This is a genomic window from Amycolatopsis sp., assembly GCF_036008905.1.
GTDB lineage: Bacteria > Actinomycetota > Actinomycetes > Mycobacteriales > Pseudonocardiaceae > Amycolatopsis.
Genome location: NZ_DASYMU010000209.1, coordinates 1 through 19,037, shown reverse-complemented (window position 1 = coordinate 19,037; position 19,037 = coordinate 1). Strand labels below are relative to the sequence as shown.

At 68.1% G+C, this 19,037-nt stretch carries 17 protein-coding genes; 2 read left to right on the top strand and 15 right to left on the bottom strand.

Going from position 1 to position 19,037, the window contains the following annotated elements; genetic code table 11:
• Position 1: 1 nt before the first annotated feature.
• From VGP60_RS33705 to VGP60_RS33660, 10 genes are all read right to left on the bottom strand, one after another.
• Positions 2 to 1,123: an inorganic phosphate transporter gene (locus VGP60_RS33705; protein WP_327552221.1), complete on the bottom strand. Its 1,122-nt coding sequence runs from the start codon at positions 1,121 to 1,123 to the stop codon at positions 2 to 4.
• Positions 1,124 to 1,240: 117 nt separating this feature from the next.
• Positions 1,241 to 3,046, bottom strand: coding sequence for an asparagine synthase (glutamine-hydrolyzing) (asnB, locus tag VGP60_RS33700; RefSeq protein ID WP_327552220.1), 1,806 nt, complete (start codon positions 3,044 to 3,046; stop codon positions 1,241 to 1,243).
• A gap of 139 nt (positions 3,047 to 3,185) precedes the next feature.
• Positions 3,186 to 4,373 (bottom strand): imidazolonepropionase, encoded by a 1,188-nt coding sequence (gene hutI / locus VGP60_RS33695; protein WP_327552219.1) that lies wholly within the window; start codon positions 4,371 to 4,373, stop codon positions 3,186 to 3,188.
• Complete coding sequence (locus tag VGP60_RS33690; protein ID WP_327552218.1) at positions 4,361 to 5,662, bottom strand: formimidoylglutamate deiminase; 1,302 nt, start codon at positions 5,660 to 5,662, stop codon at positions 4,361 to 4,363. The genes hutI and VGP60_RS33690 overlap by 13 nt, the downstream gene beginning before the upstream one ends.
• Positions 5,659 to 6,858 (bottom strand): allantoate amidohydrolase, encoded by a 1,200-nt coding sequence (locus tag VGP60_RS33685; RefSeq protein WP_327552217.1) that lies wholly within the window; start codon positions 6,856 to 6,858, stop codon positions 5,659 to 5,661. The genes VGP60_RS33690 and VGP60_RS33685 overlap by 4 nt, the downstream gene beginning before the upstream one ends.
• A complete protein-coding gene (hutU, locus tag VGP60_RS33680; protein WP_327552216.1) occupies positions 6,855 to 8,513 on the bottom strand; it encodes a urocanate hydratase in 1,659 nt (552 codons plus the stop codon). The genes VGP60_RS33685 and hutU overlap by 4 nt, the downstream gene beginning before the upstream one ends.
• Complete coding sequence (hutH, locus tag VGP60_RS33675) at positions 8,513 to 10,060, bottom strand: histidine ammonia-lyase (RefSeq protein WP_327552215.1); 1,548 nt, start codon at positions 10,058 to 10,060, stop codon at positions 8,513 to 8,515. Before hutH ends, hutU begins: the two co-directional genes overlap by 1 nt.
• Before the next feature lie 115 nt (positions 10,061 to 10,175).
• Positions 10,176 to 11,072 (bottom strand): hypothetical protein, encoded by an 897-nt coding sequence (locus VGP60_RS33670; protein ID WP_327552214.1) that lies wholly within the window; start codon positions 11,070 to 11,072, stop codon positions 10,176 to 10,178.
• Positions 11,073 to 11,231: 159 nt separating this feature from the next.
• Complete coding sequence (locus VGP60_RS33665; RefSeq protein ID WP_327552213.1) at positions 11,232 to 12,233, bottom strand: hypothetical protein; 1,002 nt, start codon at positions 12,231 to 12,233, stop codon at positions 11,232 to 11,234.
• Complete coding sequence (locus VGP60_RS33660; RefSeq protein WP_327552212.1) at positions 12,230 to 12,742, bottom strand: SigE family RNA polymerase sigma factor; 513 nt, start codon at positions 12,740 to 12,742, stop codon at positions 12,230 to 12,232. The genes VGP60_RS33665 and VGP60_RS33660 overlap by 4 nt, the downstream gene beginning before the upstream one ends.
• Positions 12,743 to 12,833: 91 nt before the next feature.
• Here VGP60_RS33660 and VGP60_RS33655 point away from each other — a divergent pair, with 91 nt between their 5' ends.
• Positions 12,834 to 13,625 carry an IclR family transcriptional regulator gene (locus tag VGP60_RS33655; protein WP_327552211.1) on the top strand — a complete coding sequence of 264 codons (792 nt, stop codon included), beginning with the start codon at positions 12,834 to 12,836 and terminating at the stop codon, positions 13,623 to 13,625.
• 9 nt (positions 13,626 to 13,634) lie between these two features.
• Here the strand turns inward: VGP60_RS33655 and VGP60_RS33650 are convergent, their stop codons facing one another.
• The 5 genes from VGP60_RS33650 to VGP60_RS33630 all read right to left on the bottom strand — a co-directional run bounded on the left by VGP60_RS33650 (position 13,635) and on the right by VGP60_RS33630 (position 18,344).
• The gene (locus tag VGP60_RS33650; protein ID WP_327552210.1) at positions 13,635 to 13,859 is read right to left on the bottom strand and encodes a hypothetical protein; all 225 of its coding nucleotides are present in this window, start codon (positions 13,857 to 13,859) and stop codon (positions 13,635 to 13,637) included.
• A gap of 300 nt (positions 13,860 to 14,159) precedes the next feature.
• Entirely contained in the window at positions 14,160 to 15,449 is a 1,290-nt protein-coding gene (locus VGP60_RS33645; protein WP_327552209.1) for a PucR family transcriptional regulator, read from the bottom strand.
• Between the two features lie 194 nt (positions 15,450 to 15,643).
• Positions 15,644 to 16,240 carry a TetR/AcrR family transcriptional regulator C-terminal domain-containing protein gene (locus tag VGP60_RS33640; protein ID WP_327552208.1) on the bottom strand — a complete coding sequence of 199 codons (597 nt, stop codon included), beginning with the start codon at positions 16,238 to 16,240 and terminating at the stop codon, positions 15,644 to 15,646.
• A gap of 23 nt (positions 16,241 to 16,263) precedes the next feature.
• The gene (locus VGP60_RS33635; RefSeq protein WP_327552207.1) at positions 16,264 to 17,817 is read right to left on the bottom strand and encodes a PH domain-containing protein; all 1,554 of its coding nucleotides are present in this window, start codon (positions 17,815 to 17,817) and stop codon (positions 16,264 to 16,266) included.
• Positions 17,814 to 18,344 carry a PH domain-containing protein gene (locus VGP60_RS33630; RefSeq protein ID WP_327552206.1) on the bottom strand — a complete coding sequence of 177 codons (531 nt, stop codon included), beginning with the start codon at positions 18,342 to 18,344 and terminating at the stop codon, positions 17,814 to 17,816. The genes VGP60_RS33635 and VGP60_RS33630 overlap by 4 nt, the downstream gene beginning before the upstream one ends.
• A gap of 64 nt (positions 18,345 to 18,408) precedes the next feature.
• Here VGP60_RS33630 and VGP60_RS33625 point away from each other — a divergent pair, with 64 nt between their 5' ends.
• Positions 18,409 to 18,792, top strand: a complete 384-nt coding sequence (locus tag VGP60_RS33625; RefSeq protein ID WP_327552205.1) for a DUF664 domain-containing protein — start codon at positions 18,409 to 18,411, stop codon at positions 18,790 to 18,792.
• Positions 18,793 to 19,037 lie beyond the last annotated feature (245 nt).

The following is a 19,037-nucleotide window of genomic DNA, read 5'->3' as shown; positions in this document are numbered from 1 at the left end:
CTTAGACCGTGGCCGGAACAACGGGCTCCGGCTCGGAGATGCTGTCGGGGTGGACGGGGTTCCGCTTGGACAGGACGTAGATCCCGGCGGCGATGACCACTCCGGCGACGCCGACGAGCACGGTGCCGAGGCTGCCCTTCGTCGAAATCGACGCCGCGAGCGCGCCGACGATCGCCGCGGCGGGCAGCGTCAGCGCCCACGCGATGACCATCTTGCCCGCGACACCCCATCGGACCTCGGCGAGCTTGCGGCCGACCCCGGAGCCGATGATCCCGCCCGAACAGACATGCGTTGTCGACAGCGCGAAGCCGAGATGTGACGACGCCAGGATGACCGCGGCGGCACTGGTCTCCGCGGCGAACCCTTGCGGGGTCTGGATTTCGGTGAGCTTCTTGCCCATGGTCTGGATGATCCGCCAGCCGCCGAGGTAGGTCCCGAGCGCGATCGCCGTGCCCGCGCAGAGCACCACCCAGATCGGCGGCCCGGAGCCGGCGGCGAGGGTGCCGGACGAAATCAGCGTCAGCGTGATGACGCCCATCGTCTTCTGCGCGTCGTTCGTCCCGTGTGCCAACGAAACGAGCGAGGCCGAGAGCACTTGGCCGGTCTTGAACGTCTTGCCGACGACGTCCTGCCGGGCCCGCTCGGTGACGCGGTAGACGATGAACGTCCCGACGAGCGCGACCACCCCGGCCACCAGCGGCGACGCCAGTGCGGGGATCAGCACCTTCTGCACCACCGCGGCGAAGTGCACCGCGTCCCCACCGGCCGCGATCCAGGTCGCGCCGATGAGCCCGCCGAACAGGGCGTGCGACGAACTCGACGGCAGGCCGAGCAGCCAGGTCACCAGGTTCCACACGATGGCTCCGACCAGGCCCGCGAAAATGACCACCGGGGTGATCTTCGCGTCGTCCACGATCCCGCTGGAGATGGTCTTCGCCACCTCGACCGACAGGAACGCGCCGACCAGGTTCAGCACCGCCGAGATCCCGACGGCGACTTTCGGTTTCAGCGCGCCGGTGGCGATCGAGGTGGCCATCGCGTTCGCGGTGTCGTGGAAGCCGTTGGTGAAATCGAAGGCGAGTGCCGTGATGATGACGACCAGGACGATGAGCGAAAAGTCCATCTGCGCTTCTCCTCCTCGAGGCAGTGCGCCGGTCTTCTTTTCGAACGCTACCCAGCAATCCGGGAAAGCCGATGCCCCGCGGATGTCGGCTTGCTGAACTCTCGGTTAAGCCACCCGTCAGCGCCGCAGCCAGAGGTCGAAATTCAGCGCGAAATCGATTCCCGAACGCGTCGGGTGATCTATCACCGGACGCGCGATGCGGTCACGAAGTCGTTGCGGGTCAAGATAAGTCCACACCGGGGAGGACGGCGTAGCGAGGAGATCACCCGCTTGTTCCTGAATAGCCCAATCGTACTCAGCGTCCTGAGTAATGGGATATGGAGTTTTTGTCCGAGTGGCGACACTCGACGGCAGCAGATCGACCGTGGCCGCGCGAAGAAGTGATTTCTCCCGGCCGTCGAAGGAATGGAGTGACCACGGTGTGTTGAACGCGTATTCGACGAGCCGGTGATCACAGAACGGGAGCCGGACCTCGAGCCCGGCAGCCATGCTCAATCGGTCTTTCCGGTCGAGCAGGTCCGGCAGCCAGCGGGTCAGGTGCAGATAGGAGATCTCCCGCATCCGGCGCCGGGTGCCGGACTCGCCGGGCAGCCGGGGCACTTCCAGCAACGCCTGCCGATAGTGGTCCGCGCGATGGGTCGCGATAGCGAGATCGGCCGCGACGTCCTTGCGCAGCAAAGCCTGATAGGTGCCACTGTGCCCGGCGAAGTACCGCCACGGGTAGTCGGCGACGGTCAGCGCGTCCTGGTGGTGGAACAACCGGTGGCCGCCGAACACCTCGTCGGCGCTTTCCCCCGACAGCACCACGGTCGTGTGCTCGCGGATCGCTTTGAACAGCAGGTAGAGCGAGGTGTCCATGTCCCCGGTCGCCGGCGCGTCGCGGGCGTCGACGACGGCTCGCCGGTGGGCCGGGTCGCTCAGCGCGACCGGGTCGAGCACGAGGTCGCGATGGTCGAGCCCGCAGTGCGCGACCATGTCCCGCACGTACGGCGCGTCGGGCGTGGCTCGCACCTGGTCTGGGACGAACTGGCCGGTGAAGTCCACGGAGAACGTCCGGAGCGGGCTGTTCCCGTCCTCCAGCATGGCGCGTTGCCCGAGCGCGGCCAGCACGCTGGAGTCCAGGCCGCCCGACAGCAGCGCGCCGAGTGGGACGTCGGCGTGGACGTGCCGCCGGGTGGTGTCCGCGAGCAGTTCGCGGGTGGTGTCGACAGTGGACAGCAGATCGTCGGTGTGCGGTTTCGCTTCCAGTGCCCAGTAACGATGTTCGCGGATGCCGTTGGTGTCGATCACCAGCATCGTGCCGGGCAGGACCTCCCGCACGCCCTGGTAGAGGCTCCGCCCGGGCGTCCGGACCGACGCCAGGAAGTCGCGCAGGCCGTCCTCGTCGACGGCGGCGTTGACCATCCCGCTCGCGAACAACGCCTTCGGCTCGGACGCGAACAGGATCCCTTTGCCGTGCCGGACGTAGAACAGCGGCTTGACGCCGAGCCGGTCGCGGACCAGCAGGAGCCGGCGCCGGGCGACATCCCACACGGCGAAGGCGTACATCCCGTTGAGCCGCCGCGCGGCGGCGGTTCCCCACTCCCAGAAGGCGTGGAGGACGACTTCGGTGTCGGTGCCCGTGCGGAACTTGTGGCCGAGCAGCTCCAGCTCGTCGCGGAGCTCGATGTGGTTGAAGACCTCTCCGCCGTAGGTGAGCGCCATGACGGACCGGTCCTGGTCGTCGTTGATCACCATGGGCTGGTGACCGTGCGCCGGATCCATCACCGCGAGCCGCCGATGTCCCAGTACCGCGCGGTTTCCCGCCCACACGCCCTCGCCGTCCGGACCGCGCGGAGCCAGGGTGCGGGTCATGCCGCGCACCAGCCGCTCGCCGCCGAGGAACGGGGACGACGGATCCGCCCAGCCCGCGATGCCACACATTGACGTCCTCCACGATGGTCACCCAGACAGTATCTTCGGTGACGCAAAGTGTAAGGTCTGCGCCCGAGCGGCCCGACACCACTGTCCACTGTGTACCTCCGAGGTGGCCCTATCCCGGCCCGGCCCTCGCCGGCAACACCTAGGGCCTCTCCGGCACCTTCGTCCACCTGGTCCTAGGCGAACCCCCAGCCTGAGTGCCACGCTGCCACACCGAATACGTCAGCGGAACCCCCGGCCGATAAGCGAGATGCGTGACCGAAGGCGCGTCGAGCACATGGACGTCCGCCCGCGCCCCCACCCGGAGCACCCCGACATCGTCGCGCCGCAACGCCTGCGCCCCACCGGCCGTCGCGGACCACACGGCCTCCTCGATCGACATCCGCATCTGCAGCACGGCCGTCGCGACACAGAACGCCATCGACGTCGTGTACGAACTGCCCGGGTTCGCGTTGCTGGCCAACGCGACCGTCGCCCCCGAGTCAAGCAACCGGCGCGCGGGCGCGAGCGGCTGCCGCGTCGACAAGTCGCAAGCCGGGAGCAACGTCGCCACTGTGGACGATGACGCCAGTGCCTCGACGTCGTCGTCACTCAGGTACGTGCAGTGGTCCACACTCGCCGCACCAAGCCGGACAGCCAACTGCACACCAGGCCCTTCGCCGAGCTGGTTCCCATGTACCCGCGCACCCAGCCCACGCGCGATAGCCGCTTCAAGCACCCGCGCTGATTGTGCCGCGTCAAAAGCACCTTTCTCACAGAAGACGTCCACCCAGCGAACCAAACCCGCCACGGCGTCGAGCATCTCGCCGCACACGAGATCCACATAGGACTCGGCCTCCGCACCCGGCGGCACCAGATGCGCACCGAGGAACGTCACCTCGTCCGCGACCTCGGCGGCGATCCGCGCCGAGCGAACTTCGTCTTTGACGTTGAGGCCGTAGCCGGTCTTCGTCTCCAGGCACGTCGTGCCCTGGCTGAGAGCTTCGTCGACATGCCGACGCAGATTCGCGCTGAGTTCCGCATCGGAAGCCGCCCGCGTCGCACCGACCGTCACGGCGATTCCGCCCGCGCGGTAAGCCTTTCCGGCCATCCGTGCCTCGAACTCCGCGGTCCGGTCACCGGCGAAAACGAGGTGCGTGTGACTGTCGACCCAGCCCGGCAGCACCGCACGGCCGTCAACGTCGACACGCTCGTCCGCGCTCGGCGCGTCCGCCGCGGAACCGACCCACGCGACCTTGTCACCGTCGAGAACGAGCGCCGCGTCGTGGAGCTTCCCGAGTTCGGGATCGTTCGTGGTGAGCTCGCCGATGCCGGTGATCAACGTTGCCACAGTGCCTCGATTTCCTTGGCCAGTACGAGTTGCGGGTCTTCGACCAGCTGATGCACCCGATCCCGGACGACCTGCCGCCCGGCGACCATGACGTGCACGATATCCGCCGCCGAGGCGGCGAACACGAACCCGCTCGGCTCGGCGCCGGCAGTCCGCATCGAGCCGAGGTCGACAGTGACGAAGTCGGCGCCCGCTGCGGCTTCCAGTTCGCCGACCCCTTCCCAGCCGATGGCGTCGTGATCCGTGGCGGCGGCCATCAGCTCAGCCACGGAAAACCGGCCTCGAGACTCGCTGGCGAGCCGATCGTTCAACTCCAGCGCACGGGTTTCCTCGAACGCGTCCACAACGGCGTTGCTGTCGCTGCCAAGGGAAAGCCCGACACCGGCGTCCACAAGGGACCTGGCCGGGCCGATCCCGTCGCCGAGATCGCGTTCGGTGGTCGGGCAGAAGCACGCGCGCGTCCGCGTCCGCCCCAGCGCGCCGATGTCCGCTTCGGTCAAATGCGTGGCGTGCACGGCGACCGTATGCGGCCCCAGCACTCCCGCCTCCGTAAGCAACGCTGTCGGCGTGCGGCCGTAGTGGCTCAAACTGTCGGCGTTCTCAGCACGTTGTTCGGAAAGATGGACGTGTAAAGGCCGCCCCTGAGCCCACTCCGCGACCACCGGCAGCTGATCGACGGGGACGGCACGCACGGAATGCACCGCGGCGCCCACTCGCGCGTTTCCTTCCGGTGCAAAGGAATCCACCCGCTCGGCCCACGCCTGCGCATCCCCGTCACCGAACCGCAACTGGTGCTCATCGAGCCGACGGCCGAAACCGCCTGCCAGATAACAGGTGTCGAGCAGCGTGATCCGGATGCCCGCGTCCGCCGCGGCCCGGACGAGCGCGGCGCTCATCTCGTTCGGATCGGCGTACCGCTTCCCGCCGGGCGCGTGGTGCAAATAGTGGAACTCGCCGACGCTGGTGTACCCGGCGAGAACCATCTCCGCGTAGACCCCGCGCGCCAGCCGGTAGTACGAGTCCGGATCCAGCCGAGACGCGAGCGCGTACATCCGCTCCCGCCAGGTCCAGAACGTGCCGCGCTCATGGTGTGTCCGTCCGCGCAGCGCGCGATGGAACGCGTGCGAGTGTCCGTTCGCGAACCCCGGCGTCGTCAGTCCGGTGAGGACAGTGCCTTCACGCGGCGCGCCCGGCGTCACCGACTCGATCAGCGAGCCGGTGACCTCGATGCGCACCCCTTCGGCGATGCCGTCGGGCAACCAGGCGTACTCACACCAGAACGTCGTCATGTCGACAGATGCTCCAGGACAGCCGCGAGCGCTCGTGCCCCGTGATCGACGTCGGCGACCTCGGCGAACTCCTCCGGCGCATGGCTGACTCCGGTGGGATTCCGCACGTACAGCATGCCGGACGGCACGTGAGCGGCGAGGACACCGGCGTCATGCCCGGCACCGGTCGGCAGCTCGGGAACACCGCCCAGTCGCTTGCTGAGTTCGTCCCGCAGACCGGCGTCGAAGGTGACCGTGTCCGAATAGGACTCTTCGCTCACCGTGATCAGACACCCTTCGGCGAGCGCCGCTTCCTCAGCCGCCTCGGTGATCTCGGCGACCAATGCCTGCGTGCGCTTGTCGCCGGGAACCCGGGCGTCCAGCCAAAGATCCACGGTGGAGGCGATGACGTTGGTGCCACCCGGTGTCGGCACCAGCCGACCGACCGTCGCCCTGCCGTCCCCAGTCGCCAACGCGGCACGACGAGCCGCGGCGACCACCGCGGCGGCCGGGATCATCGGATCGTGACGATCACCGATCAGCGTCGCCCCGGCGTGGTTTCCCTGACCGCTGAAGGAGAATCGCCAACGCCCATGGGCGATCACCGTACTGCCCACGGCCACCGGCGACCCGAGATCGATCAGCCCACGACCTTGTTCGACGTGCAACTCGATGAACCGCCCGATCCGGGACAGCGCCTCGGGATCGGCACCGAACCGCTCCGGATCATGCCCGGCACGGGAAGCGGCTTCCGCCAGCGTCACGCCGTCAGGATCCCGCAACGCGCGGGCCCGGTCGGCGTCGATCGACCCGGTGAGCAGCCGCGAACCAAGGCAAGGAACGCCGAACCGGCCGCCCTCCTCCTCCGCGAAGACCACCACGGCGAACGGCTTTCCCGGCACGAATCCCTTCGCCTGCAAAGCCTCTACCGCGTCCAGCGCGCTGACCACCCCGAGCGGGCCGTCGAACGCACCACCGCCGGGCACGGAATCCAAGTGGCTCCCGGTGACCACGGCATCCGGACCCGGCGTGCCCCACCAGGCCCAGATGTTGCCGTTGCGATCGGTCTCGACGTCCAGCCCGAGCCGCTGCGCCCGCTCGACGAACCACGTCCGCAGCTCGCCCTCGGCCGGATCGAAGGCGTGGCGGGAAAAGCCGCCCCGCACCCGATCCCGGCCGACGGCCGCGATCTCGTCGAGCAGCTGACTCGCCCTCACGCCTGGTCCCGCATCGGGACCCGGACGCCACGCTCGTCGGCGACCTTCGCGGCGCTCTCGTAACCCGCGTCGACGTGCCGGATGACGCCCATGCCGGGGTCGTTGGTCAGCACGCGCTCGAGTTTCTGCGCCGCCAAAAGAGTTCCGTCGGCGACACACACCTGTCCGGCGTGGATCGAGCGGCCCATGCCGACCCCGCCACCGTGGTGAATGGACACCCAACTGGCCCCGGACGCGGTGTTGACCAGCGCGTTGAGCAGCGGCCAGTCCGCGATCGCGTCCGAACCGTCGGCCATGCCCTCGGTCTCCCGGTACGGCGACGCGACGCTGCCGGAGTCGAGGTGGTCACGTCCGATGACCACCGGCGCCTTGAGCTCGCCGCTGGCGACCATTTCGTTGAACCGCAGGCCCGCGAGGTGCCGCTCGCCGTAACCGAGCCAGCAGATCCTCGACGGAAGTCCTTGGAAGGCAACACGTTCCCCGGCGAGCCGGATCCAGCGCGCGAGGGATTCGTTCTCGGGGAACAGTTCCAGCATCGCCTTGTCGGTGGCGTGGATGTCCTCGGGGTCGCCGGAGAGCGCGGCCCAGCGGAAGGGCCCGTTGCCCTCGCAGAACAGCGGGCGGATGTAGGCGGGCACGAAACCGGGGAAGTCGAAAGCCCGTTCGCAGCCACCGGCTTTCGCCTCGCTGCGCAGGGAGTTGCCGTAGTCGAAGACCTCGGCACCCTTGTCGAGGAAACCGAGCATCGCGTCGACGTGGTCGGCCATCGACTCGCGCGAGCGGTCGGTGAACTCGTCGGGCTTCTTCTCCGCGTAGTCCTTCCAGTCCTCGACGCTGACGCCCTTCGGCAGGTACGCCAAGGGATCGTGCGCGGAGGTCTGGTCGGTGACGATGTCGACCTCGACGTCCCGGCGCAGCAGCTCGGGCAGGATTTCGGCCGCGTTGCCGACAACCCCGACCGACAGCGCGCGCTTTTCCTTCTTCGCCGCGGTGACCCGGCGGATCGCGTCGTCGAGATCGTCGGCGACCTCGTCGAGGTAACGGGTTTCCACGCGGCGATGCGCGCGCTGCGGATCGCACTCGATGACCAGCGCGACGCCGTCGTTCATGGTGACCGCGAGCGGCTGCGCGCCGCCCATCCCGCCGAGCCCGGCGGTGACGGTCAGCGTGCCCTTGAGCGTGCCACCGAACCGTTTCTTCGCCACCGCGGCGAAGGTCTCGTAAGTTCCCTGCAGGATTCCTTGCGTGCCAATGTAAATCCAGGAACCGGCGGTCATCTGGCCGTACATCGTCAGGCCGAGTTGTTCGAGACGCCGGAATTCCGGCCAGTTGGCCCAGTCCCCGACGAGGTTCGAGTTGGCCAGCAGCACCCGCGGCGCCCACTCGTGTGTGCGGAACACGCCCACCGGCTTACCGGACTGGACCAGCAGCGTCTCGTCGGCTTCCAACGTGGTCAGCTCGCGCGTGATGGCGTCGAAGCTCGCCCAGTTGCGGGCGGCCTTGCCCGTGCCGCCGTAGACGACGAGGTCCTCGGGGCGCTCGGCGACGTCCGGGTCGAGGTTGTTGTGGAACATCCGCATCGCGGCTTCGGTCTGCCAGTTCTTGGCGGTCAGCGTGGTGCCTCGGGCGGCACGAACCGTGCGACTTTGGCTCATCAGTCCTCCAGCTTGGCGGCGTCAAGGATTGCACCCGACGCGACGAGTTCTTCGGCGGCGGCGATTTCCGGCGCCAGGTGACGATCGGGCCCCGGGCCGTCGACCCGGGTGCGCAGCAGGTCCCGCACGGCTCCGGTGACCGGCGAGGGCTTGAGCGGCGCGCGGAAGTCCAGCGCCCGCGCGGCGGTGAGCAGTTCGATGGCGAGCACGGTGGTCAACCCGTCGACCGCTTTACGCAGCTTGCGCGCGGCCGACCAGCCCATGGAGACGTGGTCCTCCTGCATGGCGCTGCTCGGGATCGAGTCGACCGACGCGGGCACCGCGAGCCGCTTGAGCTCGCTGACGATCGCGGCCTGGGTGTACTGCGCGATCATGTGGCCGGAGTCGACGCCGGGGTCCGCGGCGAGGAACGCGGGCAGCCCGTGCGAGCGCGCGACGTCGAGCATCCTGTCGGTCCGGCGCTCGGCGATGCTGGCCATGTCGGCGAGCGGGATGGCGAGGAAGTCGAGCACGTAGGCGACCGGGGCGCCGTGGAAGTTGCCGTTGGACTCGACGCGGCCGTCGGCGAGGACGACCGGGTTGTCCACAAAGGACGAGAGTTCACGATCGGCGACGAGCTCGGCGTGCGTCAGCGAATCCCTTGCCGCGCCGTGCACCTGAGGGGCGCAGCGCAGCGAGTAGGCGTCCTGCACACGGGGACAGTCGGGCCCGCGATGGCTCTCGACGATCTCGGAACCGGCGAGCGCGGCGAACATCCGTGCCGCGCTGCGGGCCTGGCCGGGGTGCGGGCGCAGGGCCTGCAGGTCGGCGGCGAACGCGCGGTCGGTGCCGAGCAGCGCCTCGACGCTCATCGCGGCGGTGATGTCGGCGATGTCGAACAGTTTGCGCAGGTCCGCGGCGGCGAGGAGCAGCATGCCGAGCATGCCGTCGGTGCCGTTGGTGAGCGCGAGGCCCTCTTTCTCGGCGAGCACGACCGGCTCGATGCCCGCGGCACTCATAGCGGCAGCGGCAGGAACGCGCTGGCCCGTGACGTCGAAGACCTCGCCCTCGCCCATCATCGCCAGCGCGACAGCGGCGAGCGGCGCGAGGTCGCCGGAGCAGCCGAGCGAACCGTACTCGTGGACGACCGGCGTGATTCCGGCGTTGAGCAGCGCGGCAAGCGTTTGCGCAGTGCCCGGCCTGATGCCGGTGTAACCGCTGGCCAGGGTGCGCAGCCGCAGCACCATCAGCGCGCGCACGACCTCCGGCTCGACGGCCGGGCCGGCGCCGGCCGCGTGCGAGCGGATCAGCGAGCGCTGCAACGCCGTCCGGCTCTCGACCGGGATATGGCGGGTGGCTAGCGCCCCGAAGCCCGTCGACACCCCGTACGTGGGCTCCGTGGCTTCGGCGAGCGCCTCGATGTGCAGGCGCGTGGACGCGAGGTTCTTCTCGGCCGCGGCGGTGAGCTCGACGGCGGCGGCTCCGCGGGCGACCGCGACGACCTGCTCAGCGCTCAGCGGTTCCGACCCCAGCAACACGGGGTTCGGGGAAAACACAGTCTCCGGCATACCCCCATTCCACCCTCCCCTCCGCCCTCCCGTCCCACCCCTGCCGGGTACAACCGTCTGACATCCCAGACACACCCCTTCCGCCATCTGTCGACAGATGGCGGTCTCTCAGCAACTAAGGGATCGCCACCTGTCGACAGATGGCGGCACGCACGGTCTCCACGAGCCCGCGCGGGTCGTCACGCAACCACTCGCTGGTCACGACTACGAACCGCCAGCCGTGTTCTTCCATCCGCTCACGCCGGATCTTGTCGAGACGAGCTTGTTCCGGGTTGTCGTGCCACTTCCCGTCATACTCGATCGCCAGCTTGTAGTCGGGAAACCCCAGGTCCAGCCTGCCCAGAAACTCGCCGTTCTCGTCGTGGACGTTGATCTGGAGCTCCGGCCGCAACCCGCCCAGCATCAGCCAGACACGGACCTCCGATTCGGGGATCGACTCGGCCCGGGGATCCACCAGCTCGACACATTTCCGAGCTCGGACGATGCCTCGATCGTGCCGCGTCTCAAGCCATGCCGCCAGCTCGTCCTTGTCGACGAAACCGGCGCGAAGCAGCACATCGAGCATGCCGACCGTGCGGGGCAGCGATCTTCGAAGCTTCGTGTTGCAAAGCAGATCGAGGGTCATCCTCAACGGACTGGCGAGCCGGACTTCGCCCCACGGCTCGCCACCCACCGGACCAAGCGTGCTCCTCCGGATGTCCATGCCGCGTTGCGCGGTGAACTTGACCTTCTCGTCGACCACGAACTCGACCGGGTCATGGACCCCGGCGAACTCGAACCCGTAGACGGCCGCGGCGGAACTGCCGGTCAGCGTCGCACTCGGCGGCGCGAGCCACGCCGCGCCGCGACACCGCAATTCGTGGGTGATCGGATAGCCGGAGGGCACATAAACGTCCTGGAAGAGCCGGACGTACAACGGCGCCCGCAGCTGGGATCTGCTCAGCACCTCTTCGCCGACGGCGTGACTGCCACGGAAGGGACCGGTGATGTCTGATTTCGGTTCTTTGTACACCCCGTCACCGTGCGACGACGGTACGACAAAAATTCGCCGAACTCCCCAAATTCGCCCGACTTATCCACAGGCTCCCGAGTTATCCACAACGCCATTTGTCGACAGATGGCGGTCTCTCAGGAACTAAGGGATCGCCATCTGTCGACAGATGGCGAGGGTCTAGCGAGTGCCGATCCAGGAGTGGTCCGGAGTGTCCGAGACGGTGAGCGAGTCGGCGACGGCAACGAGGTCCGACGAGCCGAGCGGCGTCGGCAACTGCTCACCCGCGGCACTCATGACCTGCGGCGACCGCAGCACCAGCCATCGCCCGCCATCGAGCTCCACCGCCAGCACACCATCGCTGAACCCGCCCAAATCCTTGACCGGCGCCGCGTATACCCCCTGCCGCCCCCGCACCACCACCGCCTGCCCGTCCACCCGCGCGGGCTCACGGCTCAACGAAGCGGTCAACGTCGTCATCCCGCCCGAAGCGACGATCTCCCCCGCCCCCGTCTCCGGCGAAACCCCGCTCAGCTGCATGCTCGTACTCGCCAACCCAACCGGCAGCCGCCCGAATTCCAGCCCGGTCGAGATCGACGAAATCCCGTCCGGCCGCACCGATCCGGCCACCTCGACGGCGACCGTCCGCATGTCCGGCACATCCCGCAAAGTCAGCAGCAGCACCGTTCCCGGCTCCGGTATCCACGTCAGCTTCGCGCCACCGTCGATCCGGCTGTACGACGCCGTCACCCCACCGATGTCGACCTTGTCGTATCCGCTCTCGATGTTCGCGGCCGCGTCCGTCCACATTGGATTCCTCGTCGAGTTCACCCCGAGGCTGATGGTCATCGGCCCGTTCGCCCACTTCCGCACCTGCCCCCAGCCGTCGGTGTCACTCGCGCGAAACCGCTCCCGGAACCCGTCGGGCAGCCAGGTCGCGCCGTACTTCAGCTTCGAGCCCGCCGCCGCGGCCGCCGGAAACGTCGCCGGATCGGGGGTCGACGGCCTGAGCGCGAACGGAATCCCCACCGCGATCGCGATCACCAGCGCGACGACTCCTGTCAACACCAGCGGCCGCCGCGAAACCGGCTGCCGCACAACAGATAGCACCCGCTCCCCACTCGGTGCTCGCGAAGCCTGAAGCACGAGAGCTTCCTTGATCAGTTCTTCGTGACCGCTCATTTTCCCTCCACAGTCGACGCCGGGCGCTGGAGTTCGCCCGCGCGCAAGTTCGCGACCCCGCGGGAAAGATGGCTGCGGACAGTGCCTTCGCCACAACCGAGCACGGCGGCGATCTCGGCGTCGGTGCAGTTCTCGTAGTAGCGCAACACGATCGCGGACCGCTGTTTACGCGGCAGCTGCGCGATCCTGGAGAGCATCGCGTCGCGCTCGTCGTACTCGCCGGTGCGATCCGGCACGACCGGGCCGACGGCGTCGAGCATCGCCTTGGACGCCGCGACCTCACGAGCGGCCCGCCGGCGACGCCACGACAGGTACTCGTTGGTCACCATGCGCTTGACGTAGGCGGCCGGCGCGTCCATCTCACCGATCCGCGGCCAACGCTGTTGCGCGCGCAGCAGGACCTCCTGCACGACGTCTTCGGCCAGGTGGGGATCGCAGGTCAGCACCGTGGCGTAGCGCAGCAAGGCGTCGAGGCGCAGCGCCACGAACTCCTCGAAACCCAGCGACACAGACAACTCTCCTTCGACGGGTGCCCCTCCAACGCGCGCGGGGGCCATCCTGTTGAGTCTGATCCAACAATTCACGACGAAAGGACCCGCGGTGGGGAGGAGCAGTGACGTACCGGCACTGCGCAACGGCCTGGCCGTCCTGCGTGTACTCGGCGGACGCGCCGGTCCGGTGTCGGCGGCCACCGTCGCCCGCGAGCTGGACCTGCCGCGCTCGACGACGTATCACCTGCTCGCGGAGCTGGAATCGGCCGGTTTTGTCGCGCACCTGACCGACGAACGTCGTTACGGGCTCGGGATCGCCGCGTTCGAGCTGGGCTCGGCATACCTGCGGCACGATCCGCTCGAACGACTGGCGGGACCGTTGCTGCGCAAACTCGTCGACCGGGTCGGGCACACCGCTCATCTCGGCGTGCTGCACGGAAACGAGTCGCTTTACCTGATCAAGGAACGCCCGGCCCGCCCAGAAACCCTGGTCACCGAGGTCGGCGTGCGGCTACCCGCGCATCTCACGGCGTCGGGCCGCGCCATCCTCGCGCACCTGCCCGCCCCACATGTGCGGGCGCTGTTCCCTACCGCGTCGGCGTTCGTGCTGCGCACCGACCGCGGCCCCCGCGGCCTCGCCGAGCTGCGCCGGACGCTGAGCGCCGAACACAGACTCGGCTGGGCCGTCGAGGACGGGATGGTGACGCCTGGGTTCGCCTCGGTCGCCTACCCGGTATTCGATCACGGCGGACGACCCATGGCGGCCATCAGCGTCACGCTGCGGCATCACTGCCCGGACGAGACGACGGTCTGCGGCACCAACTGGCCGGAGCTCGCCGTCGACGTCCAGCGGACGGCCGCCGAACTGACCACCCGCATCGGTGGTCAGCCAGCCGGGTGAAACCTTCGATCAAGCCGAGGCCGAGGCTCCGGATTTCCTGCCTTCTGCGGCCTCGAGGCCGAGCATCGCCAATAGTTCGGCACAATCCAGCGCGTCCGATGAGTGGCCGGCGACCGTCCGTGCCGCCTTGCCGTTCTGCGCGGTGAGCCGGATCTCTTCTTCGGCTCGAACACCCGCCAACCAGCTCTGGTCTTCTGCCGGATTGGGGTGACTGGCATGCCTTGCCCAGGTCATCTGGAACCTTCTTCCAGCCCTCGTGACAACCGATGATCAGTCACGACGAGGGCCACGATCGGGACCTCAGCATGACATCTTCAGGCCGATATGTCGTCATCGTCGGCCGAAGCGGTCTCGAACGGTGACAGAAAATGAATCGTCCGCCAGACAGGCTTGACACGTCGAATCGGGCTCCGACCTGGAGGTTAAGCCAGCGTGAGGTGGCCAACACGCCCGCGAGAAGCCCAACGGCGAATATCGAGATGACAAACCTCTCCTATGCGCGTTTCACCCCGGTTCGATCTTGGTAAACGGCGTTCACCCCAGCTTCGGGAGCAAGACCGTCTTGCCGAGCCAGCAGCAGGCGGACAGCGCGAGCTCGAGGTTCAGCCGGTCCTCCCGGACCGGCCGCCCGAGCACCTCCTCGGCCTTCCGCAGGCGGTACTGGACGGAGTTCTTGTGCATCCCGAGATGCGCGGCCGCCGCCGCGTAGCTGCCACCCGAGGAGAGGAAAACGCGCACTGTCTCGCGAAGCCGCGCGTGCGGCTCGTCGTCGAGCGCGAGCGCCCCGAGGATGTCGGCCACCCAGGCCCGGGTCTCCTCGATGTCGTTGCACATCAGCGCGACATGGCCGACTTCTTCGAACCCGGTCACCGAAGGCGCCGGTTTCTGGCCGGCCACGACCACGGCCTGCGCCTGCGACGCCTGGCGATGCGAACGGCGGAACCCGCGCACTCCTCCGCCCGGCGCGCCGACGGCGACCCGGATCGGCCTGTCCACCGCCTCGGCGGCCTCGGCGAGCACTTCGTTGTCCCACACCGTGCGCTGGCCGAGCGGCAGCCAGACCCACGCGCTCAGCTCGTCGACGGGGACGAACAGGGGAGGCTTCAAGCAGCCCATCCGCTGTCCGAGCGAGCGAACCATCCGTTCCAACGCAGGCAATGGACTGTCTCCAGGCTGTTCGCGATCTCCCCACACCACCAGACCGAGGTGCTGTTGACGGAAGCCGTAGTCGAGCGCGACTTCGGCCGACTCCAGGTCGACGTCACGCCCGTCGAGCAGGTCCCGCACCCGCCCGGCGCGCACCGCGCCCTGGTTCAGCGCCCAGCGGTCACGCTCGTCCTCGTACTCGGCCACCATGCGCTGGGTCGCCAAGTCGATATACGCCGAGGTGATCCCGACCAGTTCCAGCGCGGTCGCCGACACGACGTGGGCTTCACCGCCGTAGCGCTTCAGTTCTTCCAAGCACCAGCGCAAAAAGCTGTCCTGGCCGAGCCGGTAACAGCGCACGAGCGAGGACACCGGGATACCGCGCTGTGCCAGTCGCCGTGCGTATTCGACCGCGGCCGGCGGTGTCTCGGCGTTACTCGCCGCGATGCCGTGCCGGAGAATGTGGGTCAGCGTCCCGATGTTGGCTTCGAGGCTTGCCGTCAACACCTCGAGCAGACGCTCGTCGCCGTCGAGATAGTCGATTTCCCTCAGCAGCCGCTCACGCAGGTCTTCCACCACGGACCGGAGATGACCGCTCATCGACGCCGCGATCGAGGACACGATCTGTGACACGAGCACAGAGTCATCGGCGGCCATGTCGTTGCGGATAGCGCGCACCGATTCACCGTACGCCGCGCCACCACACCAAGTCAGGTAGGTGAGAGTCACATCGCTCCCGTAGCTTTCGTCGCTCGGACAGGTGCGGTGGACGCACCGCGTAGACGTCCACGATTCCAGCCCCGGCGCCCGGATCCACCGGGCGCGGAACACGGGGTCCGCCCCGCTTTTTGGTCTCCGGTACCAAAAATCGGTCAGGCCAGTTGTGCGCGCATCCCGTCGAGGATGAGACTCAGCCCGTGCTCGAATCGCCGCTCGGGATCCGCGGCGGCCAGCGCTACCACCGCTTCACGCAACACCGGGTACATATCGAACTCCGGCATCGCCGATTCCTGGTTGGCGGCCTGCTGTTCCTCGAGGGTCGTGCCGAGGACGTAGTTGGTCAACGTCCCGATCCCGCGCATCGCGTCGGCCGGACCGAACCCCGCTTTTTGGAGCACGACAAGCAGTCCCTCGACATCCGCCCATCTGTCATGGGCCGGACGGCTCGCGCTCGACAGCAGCGCGCCGTCGCGATGGGCGAGCATGCCGCGCCGGATGCGGCGGGCCATCCAGGCGAGCCAGCAGTCCCATTCGGCGTCGGCGGGAGGCAGGACGCCGTCGCCGGCTTCGGCCATGGCCATGGCCGCCATTTCGTCGAGAAGTTCCTGTTTGTTCTTGAAATGCCAGTAAAGCGTCGGCGCCTGAATGCCGAGTTCCTTCGCGAGCTTGCGCAGGGACAGGCTTTCCAGCCCCACGTCGTCGAGCACCCGCAGTGCGGCACGGACGGCCTCCTCGCGCACCAGCGCCATTTCCCCGCCTCAGCTTCCGCAGCTCACACGTTCGGGTGAACTAAAAACGGCGTGACCAGTCCAGGTAAGGCCTGGTCCGCGACCCGAAGCGCTTCCGCCAGCTCGACATCGACGATTTCGTAGTGCTGATGCCCGGCGGCGGTGGTCGCGATGAGCGTCGCGAGGCCCGACCGGCGCTGGAAGAACGACTGGTGCACGTTCCAGCCGATGATCCCGTCCCGCGACAGCATCACGCGGCGGCGCACGAGCGATCCGTGCCTGCCCACCAGCGTCGCACCACTGGGCGACTCCGAAACCGCGTGCCCGAGGCTGCGATAGCGGTCCGCCGCCAGCAGCGCGCCGATCGGCAACAGCACCAATGACGCCAACGCGAGATCCAGCCCTGCGACGTCCGTCGCCCACAGCACGAACAAAATGCCGACCAGGATCGCGCACATCCCGAGCGCGCGGTTGTAGCGCCGCCGCCGCGCCCGCGGGCCATGCGAAACGAGCCCGGCCGACACCGCGGCGGGATCGGTCAGCACATCCCGCGCCACCCGCTCGGCCTCGTCCCGCGGCGCGGGCGGCAGCAACAGCGTTCCGCCGCGCTCGGCTCCCCTGCCGACACGCAAACCCGTGGTGATGGCGAGAATCCGCGCGCCCTTGACCGCCCGGAGCAGCAAGGGCTCGCTGATTTCGACGCCCCGCAAGCGGCGCTCTTCGATCGTCGTCGAGCGCGTGCTGATCGCGCCGCGGGACACGTGCAGTGTGCCGCCGGAATGCCGGGTGAGCCGGTAGTTCCAGAACGCGAGCACATACCCGACCGTCGACGCGACAACCACGACGACGACGAGCGTCACGATCGCTTCGGAAATCGCCCGGGCGATCGACACGGAAGACAGGTGGTGGAAGACCACCCGAAACGGCCCGAACCGGTCCGGATCGACGTTGGACTCGGAAATCAGCCGGAAGACGAAGGCGGCCACGATACCGACCGTCACGAAGCCGGACAACGTGAACGGCCCGTACTTGATCCACCCCGGCTGCAACGACGCCAGCACCACCTCGGGATCAGGTGCCGGAACATTCCCTTCAGTGTTCTCGCCGGCCTGCACAGCGACCGGACGCCGATGCAGCAACTCGCCGCGCAACCGCTCGGCCGCGCCCTTGCTCAGCGCGTCAAGTTTGATGCCTTCATCCGACTTGTCGGACCGTCCGGTGCCGATGCTTACCTTGGCCAGCCCCAAAATCCGGTGCAGCGCCTGCGCGTCGACGTCGACAGTGCGCACCCGATCCGTCGGCACCGTCAGCACTCGCCGGCGCACCAGGCCCTTGCGGACCTGTACCTGCCGAGGCGTGACGCGGTAAGTCGTGGTGAACCAGCGCAGAATCCCCATCAGCACGAGCGCGCCCGCGCCGGCCACCGACCACCACGGCCCGCGGCCCGAGGTCGCGCCGACGACAAGCACCGCGAGCAGCGCCGGTGCGGCCCTGAGCAGTTCGTTCAGCGGGTGGACGACCAACATGCGGGGACTCAGCCGCCGCCAGCCTTCGCCGGTGCCGGTCTCTTCCGCGACGACGTCGGGCAGCGTGGTCACGTGGCATCCCCCTCGGACGCCACCGCGTTGCCCGTCAACTCGTCCGCCGCGCGCTGCGCGACTTCGACGTCGAGCCCGTGAATCTTCAGTGCCCCAGCGGAAGACGCCGTCGTCACCGTCAGGTCCGACAGCCCGAACAGCCGCTGCAACACGCCGCGCTCGCTGTCGACGGTCTGGATGCGCGACACCGGCGCGATCCGCCACTCCTGGTCGATCCAGCCGGACCGGGTGTAGACGGCGTCGGGCGTGATTTCCCAGCGATGCACCGCGAACCGCCAGCGCGGCATGATGACCAGGTGCGCGGCAGCCACGACCACGGTGACCACGAGCCCGGTGACGTGCAGCCCCGCGTTGGCGTCGTCACCGGTCAGGAACCAGACCAGCTCAGCCGCGAAGAGCACGATCCAGCCGATGAGCGCGCGGACGAACCAATACGCCTTCGCCCGGGGGCTCACCTTGTTGCGCGGCAGCCGCAGCTCAACCGCTTCGCCGGTGCCGGCCCGCGTGCTGTTCGTCGGGAATCCCATGCCGCCACTCTAACAGTGTTCGAGAGACTGGCGGCGGACCCGGAAACCCGGGAAAACTGTGCCCATGACCGAACCCGCCAGAACCCTGAGCAATCCCGGTGAACTACTCACGGGCTACCTCGATTTCTACCGCGACGCGGCCCTCCGCAAACTGGACGGCCTCTCCGACGAAGCGTTGCGGGCGAGCCGCCTCCCGTCGAGCTGGGTGCCGCTGGCGATGCTCAAACATCTGGCATACGTCGAATTGCGTTGGCTGCGTTGGGGTTTCACCGCCGAGATGATCGCGGAACCCTGGGGTGACCACGATTCCTCGGACAACTGGTTCCTCGCCCCAGACGAAACCTTCGACACCGTCAAGGCTTTCTTCCTTGAACAGTGCGCGCGCTCACGCGCGATCGCGGCCAACGCACTTTTGGAAGACCACGCGGCCCTAGTACTCCAGCCGTAGTTTGTGATGTTTATGGTTCGCGGGTGGATTGTCGCTGGTAGTGGCCTTGTCGGGCGCGGTGTTGGTGGCGTCTGCGCCACCTCGAGCAGCGGAGCAGGTGGGCTGCATCGTGTGCTGGCTGGCTGATCAGGGTGGTGAACAGGTGGTGGATTTCGTTGCAGGTCAACGCAATCCATCCATTCGGTGTTTCGTCGGCTCGTTCGGTGGTGGCGACAGCGGCGAGGAAGGCGTGGGCGAGCATCGCC

Bases quoted from the DNA above. Each gene is read 5' to 3' on its own strand.
- VGP60_RS33665 (WP_327552213.1), bottom strand. From the start codon at position 12,233: ATGAGCGGTCACGAAGAACTGATCAAGGAAGCTCTCGTGCTTCAGGCT.
- VGP60_RS33625 (WP_327552205.1), top strand. From the start codon at position 18,409: ATGACCGAACCCGCCAGAACCCTGAGCAATCCCGGTGAACTACTCACG.
- VGP60_RS33630 (WP_327552206.1), bottom strand. From the start codon at position 18,344: ATGGGATTCCCGACGAACAGCACGCGGGCCGGCACCGGCGAAGCGGTT.
- hutH (WP_327552215.1), bottom strand. From the start codon at position 10,060: ATGCCGGAGACTGTGTTTTCCCCGAACCCCGTGTTGCTGGGGTCGGAA.
- asnB (WP_327552220.1), bottom strand. From the start codon at position 3,046: ATGTGTGGCATCGCGGGCTGGGCGGATCCGTCGTCCCCGTTCCTCGGC.
- VGP60_RS33705 (WP_327552221.1), bottom strand. From the start codon at position 1,123: ATGGACTTTTCGCTCATCGTCCTGGTCGTCATCATCACGGCACTCGCC.
- VGP60_RS33650 (WP_327552210.1), bottom strand. From the start codon at position 13,859: ATGACCTGGGCAAGGCATGCCAGTCACCCCAATCCGGCAGAAGACCAG.
- hutU (WP_327552216.1), bottom strand. From the start codon at position 8,513: ATGAGCCAAAGTCGCACGGTTCGTGCCGCCCGAGGCACCACGCTGACC.
- VGP60_RS33690 (WP_327552218.1), bottom strand. From the start codon at position 5,662: ATGACGACGTTCTGGTGTGAGTACGCCTGGTTGCCCGACGGCATCGCC.
- VGP60_RS33640 (WP_327552208.1), bottom strand. From the start codon at position 16,240: ATGGCGCTGGTGCGCGAGGAGGCCGTCCGTGCCGCACTGCGGGTGCTC.